The organism is uncultured Campylobacter sp. (assembly GCF_937973075.1).
In the GTDB taxonomy this organism is placed as follows: Bacteria; Campylobacterota; Campylobacteria; order Campylobacterales; family Campylobacteraceae; genus Campylobacter_B.
The window spans coordinates 25,377-35,789 of sequence record NZ_CALBWL010000005.1; the positions used below are offsets into that span (position 1 = coordinate 25,377).

Sequence of the window (10,413 nt, forward strand, 5' to 3'; positions counted from 1 at the left end):
AATTTCGGGATCACTCCCGAAATTTCTTCTATGAAATTTAAAATTTTACTTCCGCTTATTATCGTAGCTGCGGGCTTGGCATGGGCATTGGACAATTATCTTAGCTATAAAAATATCGAAACGATCAACTCCGAAATTCCGCTAAAGCAAGCATTGAGCGGCGAGCAAATCTCTAAAATCCGCGTCTATAAATCCAAACGAATTCTTGAAATTTTAACCTCAAAAGGCATCGCAAAAAGCTACAAAATCGCCCTCGGACGCGAGCCTGAAGGACACAAAGAAGTTCAAGGCGACGGCAAAACCCCGGAGGGCAACTACACCATAAACGGCAAAAATCCAAACTCGGCGTATCATCTAAATTTAGGCATCTCCTATCCGAACAAAGCCGACGTAGCACACGCAAAATCCCTCGGCAAGAGCGCAGGCGGTGATATCAAAATCCACGGGCTACCGAATAAATTCAGCTACCTAGGGCAGAGTATCGCGGCGTTCGGCGACTGGACGGAGGGCTGCATAGCGCTCGTCAACGACGATATGGACGAGCTTTTTGAGCATGTAAAAATCGGCACGCCGATAGAAATTTTACCGTGATTGCACGCGCCTACGCTAAAATTTCACAGCCGCGATCGATATAAAACGTAGCGTAAATTTCATCTATGTGCTTTAAAATAATATTTGCCGCCCAATCTTTCATATCCCGCAAAATTTACGATTAAGATCGAAATATGTTTTTTTATAAAAATTTAATCGTATCGGCGCTTGTATTAATTAAATTTAGACAGTTCCGCTTTAAATTTTACATACCGCTCAAACGAAATTTCATCTCCAATTTAGCCCTCGGTCTAGCTGAAATTTCATCCCAAATTTATGGCGCAAATAGTCTAAATTTAAATATACGCAAGCCCGATGATTTGTAAGTTTCGTCCTTGCCTAAATCGATAAAATTTTAAAATCGCGGCTCGCCGTTCGCGGCGTATAAAATTCTTTGCGAGCCATTACGCAAAATCCGCGTCCTCGCGCAAAATTTCAGATTAAATTTCATCCCCGATAAGCCTTTTTTTATCGCTTTTGGATATAATTCGCCAAAATCAAAATAAGGAATTTTAATGATACCATTTACAGACGAAGAGCTTCTAGCCCCGGTACAGGATAGCTTGGAGCTAATCCGACCGATGCTGCAAAACGACGGCGGCGATATGAAGCTTTTAGGCATAAAAAACGGCGTCGTCTATGTCCGCCTTACCGGGCATTGCCACGGCTGCGCCGCAAGTGCGCAGACCCTAAAATACGGCGTCGAACGCCAGCTTCGCATGGATATTCACCCCGAGCTTAGCGTCGTAAACATCCCCGAAGGCGAAGAGTTTGAACTATAAAAAACTGGGGCTAAAGGCCTTTTCGCGCGGAGAATTCGAGCTTGCGAAGCTATATTTTTCGCTCGCATATGAAAAAAGCGGCGAGGAGGAAATTCTATTTTTGCTCGAGCTTTGCCAGACTGCGCTGGCAGACCGCGAAGAGGCGCTTATGCTCTTTGATTTTTACAACCTCAGCCCCAAAACTCAAACTGCGGAGCTTTTTAAAATTTTAAACTCCATCAACGAAAAGATCGCGAACGAAGCGGCCTCCGAACCCGGCGCCGAGGATGAGATTGCAGTCATTGCCTATGCCGATTTTATGCGCGCGGTAGGCCAAAGAGGCTTTAAAGACGCCTTCGAATCGATCATTTTTTCCTCCAAAATCGCCATTTCGGACAAAACCGAGATGATAGAATTTTTAGAAAATTTGATAGAAAACGGCTACTACGAAATGGGGCTTAATTACGTCGAGAGCTCGGCTGCCGCGTATGCAGGCGATGAGCGCTTCGAAGCGCTAATGCAAAAAATCAAAAATCATGAAAATACGACTCGAAAATAGCTTTATCACCGACAACTCCGCCGAGTGCGAGGCTGGCTGCTTTTTTATGCGCACGAGCGCGAACGCTAAATTCCAAGCCGAAGCGGCGCAAAAAGGTGCGCAGATCATCTCTATCGCGCAAGCAAAGGAACTTTTAAATATTAATCCGCGCATCAAAATCGTAGGCATCACCGGTACGAACGGCAAAACGACGACCGCGGCGGCGATCTACTCGACGCTGCTAGATCTAGGCTTTAGCTGCGGTCTAAGCGGCACGCGCGGCGCCTTTATAAATGAGCGCAGAATCGATGAGAAGGGGCTTACGACGAGCTCGGTTTTTAAGACGATGAGCTATCTTTATGAAGCCGGCAAGCAGGGCTGCGAGTATTTCGTCATGGAGGTTAGCTCGCATGCGATAGCACAAAACCGCATCGAAGGATTAGAATTTGCGCTTAAAATTTTTACGAATTTAAGCCAAGATCATCTCGATTATCACGGCAGCATGCAAGAATACGCTGCGGTCAAGAGCTCGTTTTTCGCAGACGACGCGCCAAAACTCATAAACGCCGATGACGGACATATTAAATTTAACCCCGCAAACGCCCTTACCTACGGTATCAGAAACGCCGCGAGCTTCGGCGTGAGCGGATACGGGCTAAAGGGCGGTATCGACGCGCTCCTGCGTACTCCAAACGGCGATAATGCGCAGCTGCAAAGCGATCTCATCGGCGAGTTTAATCTCTACAACCTTACCGCGGCGTTTGCGGCGGTTAAAATTCTAACCAAGCTGCCGAACGAAAAGATCGCAAAAGCCCTGGCAAACTTCGGCGGCGTCGAGGGTCGCGTACAGATCGTAAATAAAAATCCGCTTGTAATCGTCGATTTTGCTCATACCCCGGACGGCATCGAAAAGGTGTTAAACGCGCTGCGTGCAAGCGGCGAGATCATCGCGGTTTTCGGCGCGGGCGGCGATCGCGACCACGGCAAGCGTCCGAAAATGGGCGCCATCGCGGAGCACTTTGCTAAAATTTGCATCGTTACGAGCGATAACCCGCGCAGCGAGGATCCAGACGAGATCATCAAACAAATTTGCGCCGGCATGCGCCGAAAAGATAAAATTTTAAAGATCGCGGATCGCAAAGAGGCTATCGCGCGCGCACTAGATCTTGCCAAAAACGGCGAGATCATCGCTATTTTGGGCAAAGGCGACGAGACCTACCAGGAGATCAAGGGCGTGAAGCATCCTTTCAGCGATAAGCAGGTCGTCAGCGAGCTAGTCGCGGCGCGAGGCGAGTCAAATTTAGACTAAATTTAAAGGACGGCCGATGAAAATCGAAATTTTATCAAGCAAAATCCACCGAGCGCGCGTGACGGACGCCAATCTCAATTACGTAGGCTCTGTCACGATCGGGCCCGAGCTCATCGAGGCTGCGGGGCTTTGCGAATACCAAAAAGTAGAGATCCTAAACGTCAATAATGGCGAGCGCTTCGCTACATACGTAATCTGCGGCGAGAAAAAGGGCGAGATTTGCCTAAACGGCGCGGCCGCGCGCAAAGTCTGCGTCGGTGACATCGTCATCATCGTGGCCTACGCTCAGATGAGCACCAAAAAAGCGAGAAGCTTCAAGCCTAAAATCGTGCAAGTAAACGAAAAAAACCAAATAACGGAGTAAAGATGTTTGAGGGAATGGATTTTTCAAAAATGGGGCAGATGCTCGATCAGATGCAGGCCAAGGCTAAGCAGATCGAGGAGGAGAATGCGCGCAAGGAATTTACCGTAAAATCGGGCGCGGGCATGGTCGCCATCAGGCTAAACGGCGCGGGCGAGGTGCTCGATCTAAGCATCGACGACAGCCTTTTTAACGACAAAGAGAGTTTGCAGATCCTGCTAATTTCGGCGATAGGCGACGCGATAAAACTCGTCGAAAATGAAAAGAAAGGCGCCGCAGCGTCCATGCTAGGAGGGCTCAGCGGCCTAGGCGATCTGCTCGGCGATAAGAGCTGAGGCGGTTTTGCAAGCAAGTCTAAATTTGGAGGATCGTTTAAATTTAGAAATTTGCGAGCTGAGCCGGTAAATTTAAACAGGTCGGTCGGATGAAATTTCAAAATTTTATAGTTTTAAATTTCGCGAAACAGCCGATCGGAGAGTTTAAAATTTACAAGCGGCGGTTGCGATGTGCTTCGGTTATTTTGCCTCTGTGCAAACACAAAAGAGATAAAATTTAAACGGCACGCAAGGCGTAGCCAAATGTCATAAAACGGGCAGTAAAAAGTGCGAGCGCGACAAGTAAAATGAGCGTAAAAACTGATAAGTACAAACAAAGTAAAAGCAGCCGAACGAGCGCGCAAAAAGCGGCTTTAAAGCCCAACCATGCGATAGGAATTTGATGGATATTTTAGAAAAATTTAAAGACTACTTGAAACACAACGAACTGAAGGCGTCTAGCTTTCATCCGTACTTTGAGGAGGCGCTCAACTACATGCTGCAAGCGGGTGGCAAGCACTTTCGCGCGCAGCTGCTGCTAGGCGTCGTCTCGGCGGTGGATGAGCGGCGCTTTGAAGGCGCACTGGCGATCGCGATGGCGCTTGAGATGATCCACACCTACTCGCTCATACACGACGATCTGCCCGCGATGGACGATGCGGATCTGCGCCGCGGACGGCCGAGCCTGCACAAAAAATACGACGAGGTCACGGCGATTTTGGTGGGCGATGCGCTAAATACCGACGCTTTTTTGATAGCCGCGAGCGCGAACCTAAGCGACGAAATCAAGATAAAATGCATTAAAACTCTAGCACAAAACGCAGGCAGTAGCGGCATGGTGCTCGGTCAGGCGATCGATTGTCATTTTGAAAACAGCCCATTAAAGCAAAGCGAGCTTGAGTTTTTGCATCTGCACAAAACGGGCGCGCTCATCGCAGCGGCGTTTGAGCTAGGCGCCATAATCGGCGGGTTAAAGGATGAGCTCGCGCATGAGCTTTATAAGATCGGACTGAAGCTAGGTCTCATATTTCAGATCGAGGATGATATCATCGACGCTACGGGCGACGAGGCAAGCGCGGGCAAACCCGTAGGAGCGGACGGCGCGAAAAATTCCTTCGTAAATTTACTAGGTCTTGCGGGTGCGAGGAGCTACAAGCAGCGCCTAATAGACGAGGTAAATGGCGCGATGAGCGGCTATGACGCAAGCCTACGCGATTTGGTTTTAAATTTGATAGAAAAATACCTGAAAGGATGAAAAATGTCGAGCGAGCAGCTAAGTAAAATTTCAAACACGATCAAATTTCTAAGCGCGGATATGATCCAAAGCGCCAACTCTGGCCATCCCGGCACGCCGATGGGGCTAAGCGACGTAATGAGCGTCTTTATGAGCAAGGTCCGTCACAACCCCAAAAATCCCGCGTGGCTGAACCGCGACCGCGTCGTATTCTCAGGCGGACACGCAAGCGCGCTGGTGTATAGTTACCTCTATCTTAGCGGATATGATTTGAGCATGGACGATCTGAAAAGCTTCAGGCGCCTGCACTCCAAAACCCCCGGCCACCCGGAGATCACTACCCCGGGCGTCGAGATCGCTACCGGACCGCTCGGTCAGGGCGTCGCGAACGCGGTCGGATTTGCGATGGCTGCGAAATACGCCGCGCATCTGCTCAACGAGGAAGGAAACGAGATCATCGATCACCGCGTCTATTGCTTCTGCGGCGACGGCGATCTACAGGAAGGCATCAGCTACGAAGCGTGCGCGCTTGCGGGTAGACACAACCTCGATAATCTCACGATAATCTATGATTCTAATGGCATCACGATCGACGGCAGCACCGATATCGCGTGGTTTGAGGACGTAAAGGTGCGATTTGAAGCGCAAGGCTTTGAGGTCGCACGCATCGACGGGCATAATTTCGATCAGATAGAATTTGTCCTTGACGAGGTCAAAAACAAAACCAAGCCCTACCTCATCATCGCAAACACCACGATCGGCAAGGGGGCGCTCGAGCTTGAGGGCACAGCCAAGACGCACGGCGCGCCGCTTGGAGAGGAGCTGCTTGCACGCGCTAAGCAAAGTCTGGGCTTTGATCCCGCTCAAAGCTTCGTCGTAAGCGAGGACGTGCTTTTTGAAACGCGCGCTGCGGTCGAGAGAGGCGATTTGGAGGAGAGACTTTGGAAGGAGAAGCTCGCGAAGCTAAGCGATGAAAAAAGAGCGCTTCTAAACGAGCTTTTAAATCCCGACTTTAGCAAGATAGAATTTCCCGATTTTAGCGGACTTAAGGTCGCCACGCGCGATAGTAACGGTAAAATTTTAAATGCCATCGCAAACGCAGTACCCGGCTTTTTGGGCGGAAGCGCCGATTTAGCGGCGTCGAATAAGACCGAGCTAAAAGGCGGCGGCGACTTTCCGTGCGGCAAAAATTTGCACTTCGGCATCCGCGAGCACGCGATGGCGGCGATCGGCAACGCCTTTGCGAGGTACGGGCTTTTCATCCCGTTTAGCGCGACGTTTTTTATCTTTAGCGACTATCTCAAGACGGGCGCTAGACTTGCGGCGCTGATGGGTTTGCGCCACTATTTCGTCTTCACGCACGACAGCATCGGCGTAGGCGAAGACGGGCCGACGCACGAGCCTATCGAGCAGCTTAGCACCTTCCGCGCGATGCCAGACTTCTACACCTTCCGCCCGGCAGACGGCAACGAAAACGTAAAGTGCTGGCGCACGGCGCTTACTCTGAATGCGCCCGCGGCGTTCGTCTGCTCGCGCCAAGGGCTTGAGCCGCTACCTAAGGCGGTTTTAGGCGACGTGCAAAACGGCGCGTATCTGCTAAGGCAGAGCAAAGAGCCGCAAATCACGCTCATCGCAAGCGGCAGCGAGGTCTCGCTCTGCCTAAAGGCCGCAGCGATCTTGCAAGAGCAAGGCATCGGCGCAAACGTCGTAAGCGCGCCGTGTTTCGAGCTTCTGTGCGAGCAGGACGCTGATTATCTAGCGCAAATCCTAGAGCCGCAAACTAAAATTTTAGCCGTCGAAGCCGCAAGCGCGCTTGAGTGGTATAAATTTGCAGACGCGGTACACGGCATGCAAAGCTTCGGCGAAAGCGGCAACGCGAGCGAGCTATTTAAGCTTTTCGGCTTCACCGACGTCGCGATCGCAAAGCAGGCCAAAGAGCTTTTAGAGCAGTAGCGGAAAGGGTAAAATTTGAGCGAAAAGATCAAAATTTCATATTTAGACGGATTTAAAATTTACGGGTTAAAAGCCCGCACGAAAAACGAGGACGAGCTGGGCGGAAGCGGTAAAATTCCCGCGCTGTGGGCAAAATTTATGAAAGAGTGCTATGACGGGCAAAGCGAGATTTACGGCGTTTATTATGATTACGAAAACGGCGCCGACGGGCTTTACGATATCTTTATCGGCGCTAAAGCGCCCCGCGGCGGCAAAGCCTTGGAGATCAAAAGCGGCAAATACGCCGTTTTTAGCTTTCCAAATGAGCCGCAAAACGTAGCAAAGTTTTGGAGCAAAATTTGGAACTTTTTTGAGGCCGGCGAACTAAAAAGAGCGTTTGGAACGGATTTTGAGTTTTACGGCGGAGACGAGATCAAAATTTTCATCTCGGTTTTGTAGGGCGGCGCATGAAATTTATAAACGGCGAGTGATTTTTTGCCGCCGCGACGATGAGCTTTTGCGTAAAATTTCATCCATAAAGCGGTAAAATTCCGTCCCCAAAACTACGCGCGCGAAAGCAAATTTTGTGCCGAAAGCGCGCCGTACCTTAAGCCGTGGATTTAAAACGAAATCTAAATTTGCGCCGTTAAATTTCAGCCTTCGCCCGCAAAATCAGGCGAAATTTCACACAGAATTTCATTTTTAAATCTGTTATTAAGCCATTTTTGGCTTAAATTACATTTTCATTCGGGTAGATGTCCGAGCGGTCGAAGGAGCGCGCCTCGAAAGCGCGTAAGGCGTCAGCCTTCTAGGGTTCGAATCCCTATCTACCCGCCATTCATTCAAATTTCACCCAATACTTTGGAGTTAAGATGAGCAACAAACTCCTTTCGATGAGCCTGCAGGAGCTGTGGCGGCTCTTTCCGATACGTCTCGTGCCGCACGATCCGCGCTGGGGCAAATACTTTAGGCAGGAGTGCGAAATCCTGCGCGGCCTGCTGCGAGATCATGGCAAGATCAAGATCCACCATATCGGCAGCACCGCAGTAAGCGGGATCTGGGCGAAGCCGATCGTAGATATTTTGATCGAATGCTCGGATATTACCGCAGCCAAACGGCGCCTGATAGACGCGGGCTATCTGCTAATGAGCGAAAGCGAGAGCCGCTGCAGCCTAAATAAGGGCTACACCGAAGCGGGATTTGCCGAGCGCGTTTTTCACGTGCATCTGCGAAATTTCGGCGATGCGGATGAGATATTTTTTAGAAATTTTTTGCGAGCGAATACGGATATCGCCGAGCAGTACGAGGCGCTTAAATTAGAGCTTTGCAAGCGGTTCGAGTTCGACCGCGACGCCTATACTGCGGCAAAAAGCGAATTTGTGCTTAAGCTTACGCGCATCGCTAAAGAAAACTCGAAATAGCCGCGTAAATTTGATCCTCTGCGTAGAAGCTCGCTCGCCAAGAGCGATAAAAAATGGCTAAATTTTATAAACAAAAACTGATAGATAGTGCCGCACATTGCAGATTAGTTTTCATAAAATTTTGACCGTAATTTCAAATTTAAAGAGCGACCGCCCGACTATCGACAGATAAAATTTTACAAATCCAGCTAGCGGCAAAGTCGCCCATAAAATGCGTCGTATCGCCACATCATATTTCAAGCAAAGGCATCCTCACGCTTCGGTACAAGTTTAAATTTAAAAGCCTATGCGCCGTAAATTTTAAATATCCCGCTAAAACATTGGCTCATAAACTCGCTAAATTTAAAGCGGCGGGATTTAAAATTCCTCGCCGCTAGCTAGTCGCGCAAATTCCACGCCGAGCGCTTAAATTTAATGATCGCTCTTTAGCCCCGCGCCGCAAAGCGGAATGATGCTACCTCCTTGCAGATCGCGGCTTTCTTTGTAGCGCAGATACGCCGCGTAGGTAGCCGCAGTCGTATGCTCGACGTAAAATCCGCCGCGCGCAAGAGCCGCTCTAGCAGGCAGTATGTCGCCCTCGCTCGCCAAGATCACCTCGCGCTCGCCCGCGTAGCTAGAGCCAAGAATTTCGCCCGCACGCATCGGTCTTGCGATCGCGATGCCCTCCGCTAGCGTCGGCTGCGGCTCTATCGCTCGCGCCGCACCTTTGGCGTCAAAAAGCGGGGCACAACGCTCGCCCTGAACGATGAAAATTTTTGGCAGCGCCTCGATAAGACCGCCCTCATATAGCTCGCCCAGCGCCGCTTGAGCGCCCAGCAGTAGCGTGCCGTTGCCCACGGGGATAAAGATATTGCGCGGCACCCTGCCTAGCTGCTCGTAGATCTCATAAACGTAGCTCTTCGTGCCCTCGTAAAAGATCGGATTATAAACGTGATTGGCGTAATAAATCTGCTCATCCGCGGCCTTTTTGCGGCACGCATCCGCCGTCTCGTCGCGGCTGCCGTCAAAGACCGTGACGTGCGCGCCGTGGCTTTTGATCATATCGATCTTTTTAGGCGACGTGCCCTTCGGAACGTAAATTTCGCACTCGATGCCCGCGCGAGCGCAGTACGCCGCCACGGCGTTACCTGCGTTGCCGCTGGAGTCTTGCAGCACCTTTTTAACGCCGATATTTTTGGCATGTAGTACCAAAACCGCCGCACCGCGATCTTTGAACGAAAGCGTAGGCATCGCGTAATCAAGCTTAAGATAGAGATTTTCGCCGAATTTCACGCTCGCCGTGAGCCCCTCGCCCATCGAAATTTCTCTAAATTTAGCCGTGTCGATGCCCATAAACCTGCGGTATCTAAAGATGCTAAACTCGCTTTGATCTACGAGCGCGGGGTTAAATTTAGGCGCGTCGGAGTTTAGCTTATACAGCCCGCCGCAGCCGCATTTATAGCTCAAAGTATCGATGGGCGCGTGCTTGCCGCAGCCCGTGCAGATGAAATCGCTCATTTTCGCTCCTATTTTTTCTCTTTGATTTTTGCGACGGCCTCGATCTCTACGAGACAGCCGAAGTGTAGAGCCGTGGTCGGTACCACGACGCGGGCGGGCTTGTGCGCGCCGAAAAACAGCGCATACTGCTCGTCGATCACGTCCCAGTTCGCGACGTCAGGCGTATAGACGCGGCACATCCGCACGTCGCTTTTATCCGCGCCCGCGGCGGCGAGCACTGCCGCGACGTTGCCTAAAGCCTGCGCTGTCTGCGCAGCAAGACCCTCTGGAGCGGCTCCCATGCGCGGATCCACGCTTAGCTGCCCCGAGACATAGAGCGTACCGTCGTCGTCTAAGATGCCTGGCGCATAATGCGCCTTTTTCGGCGCGAAACCACTTGGGTAAATTTCTTTCATTTAAGCTCCTTTGCATATAAAATTTTATATAATTTTACTCTAAATTTATTAAAAATATAT

The 10,413-nt window shown here is 50.4% G+C and carries 13 protein-coding genes and 1 tRNA gene; 12 read left to right on the forward strand and 2 right to left on the reverse strand.

The genetic code is table 11. The features are described 5' to 3' along the window. Positions 1–30: 30 nt before the first annotated feature. From Q0274_RS00285 to Q0274_RS00340, 12 genes are all read left to right on the forward strand, one after another. Positions 31–591 (forward strand): L,D-transpeptidase family protein, encoded by a 561-nt coding sequence (locus Q0274_RS00285; RefSeq protein ID WP_298026502.1) that lies wholly within the window; start codon positions 31–33, stop codon positions 589–591. A gap of 134 nt (positions 592–725) precedes the next feature. Further along, the gene (locus Q0274_RS00290; RefSeq protein WP_298026505.1) at positions 726–917 is read left to right on the forward strand and encodes a hypothetical protein; all 192 of its coding nucleotides are present in this window, start codon (positions 726–728) and stop codon (positions 915–917) included. Between the two features lie 189 nt (positions 918–1,106). Then, positions 1,107–1,373, forward strand: coding sequence for a NifU family protein (locus tag Q0274_RS00295; RefSeq protein WP_295150604.1), 267 nt, complete (start codon positions 1,107–1,109; stop codon positions 1,371–1,373). Next, complete coding sequence (locus Q0274_RS00300) at positions 1,363–1,911, forward strand: histidine kinase (protein WP_298026507.1); 549 nt, start codon at positions 1,363–1,365, stop codon at positions 1,909–1,911. Before Q0274_RS00295 ends, Q0274_RS00300 begins: the two co-directional genes overlap by 11 nt. After that, positions 1,889–3,199 (forward strand): UDP-N-acetylmuramoyl-L-alanyl-D-glutamate--2,6-diaminopimelate ligase, encoded by a 1,311-nt coding sequence (locus tag Q0274_RS00305; protein WP_298026509.1) that lies wholly within the window; start codon positions 1,889–1,891, stop codon positions 3,197–3,199. Before Q0274_RS00300 ends, Q0274_RS00305 begins: the two co-directional genes overlap by 23 nt. Positions 3,200–3,215: 16 nt before the next feature. Beyond that, on the forward strand, positions 3,216–3,563 hold the full coding sequence (panD, locus tag Q0274_RS00310) for an aspartate 1-decarboxylase (protein WP_298026510.1): 348 nt from the start codon (positions 3,216–3,218) through the stop codon (positions 3,561–3,563). Between the two features lie 2 nt (positions 3,564–3,565). Beyond that, positions 3,566–3,895, forward strand: a complete 330-nt coding sequence (locus Q0274_RS00315; protein ID WP_298026512.1) for a YbaB/EbfC family nucleoid-associated protein — start codon at positions 3,566–3,568, stop codon at positions 3,893–3,895. 382 nt (positions 3,896–4,277) lie between these two features. After that, positions 4,278–5,129 (forward strand): polyprenyl synthetase family protein, encoded by an 852-nt coding sequence (locus Q0274_RS00320; RefSeq protein ID WP_298026514.1) that lies wholly within the window; start codon positions 4,278–4,280, stop codon positions 5,127–5,129. Positions 5,130–5,132: 3 nt separating this feature from the next. Further along, on the forward strand, positions 5,133–7,061 hold the full coding sequence (gene tkt / locus Q0274_RS00325) for a transketolase (protein WP_298026517.1): 1,929 nt from the start codon (positions 5,133–5,135) through the stop codon (positions 7,059–7,061). A gap of 27 nt (positions 7,062–7,088) precedes the next feature. Then, the gene (locus Q0274_RS00330) at positions 7,089–7,499 is read left to right on the forward strand and encodes a GyrI-like domain-containing protein (protein ID WP_298026526.1); all 411 of its coding nucleotides are present in this window, start codon (positions 7,089–7,091) and stop codon (positions 7,497–7,499) included. A 290-nt stretch (positions 7,500–7,789) separates the two neighbouring features. Beyond that, a tRNA-Ser gene (locus Q0274_RS00335) sits at positions 7,790–7,877 on the forward strand. A gap of 35 nt (positions 7,878–7,912) precedes the next feature. Then, a complete protein-coding gene (locus Q0274_RS00340; RefSeq protein WP_298026520.1) occupies positions 7,913–8,461 on the forward strand; it encodes a GrpB family protein in 549 nt (182 codons plus the stop codon). Positions 8,462–8,872: 411 nt separating this feature from the next. Here Q0274_RS00340 and Q0274_RS00345 read toward each other — a convergent pair whose 3' ends face one another. Both Q0274_RS00345 and Q0274_RS00350 read right to left on the reverse strand, forming a co-directional pair. Then, positions 8,873–9,958, reverse strand: a complete 1,086-nt coding sequence (locus Q0274_RS00345) for a threonine synthase (RefSeq protein WP_298026522.1) — start codon at positions 9,956–9,958, stop codon at positions 8,873–8,875. 8 nt (positions 9,959–9,966) lie between these two features. After that, on the reverse strand, positions 9,967–10,353 hold the full coding sequence (locus tag Q0274_RS00350; protein ID WP_298026524.1) for a RidA family protein: 387 nt from the start codon (positions 10,351–10,353) through the stop codon (positions 9,967–9,969). Positions 10,354–10,413 lie beyond the last annotated feature (60 nt).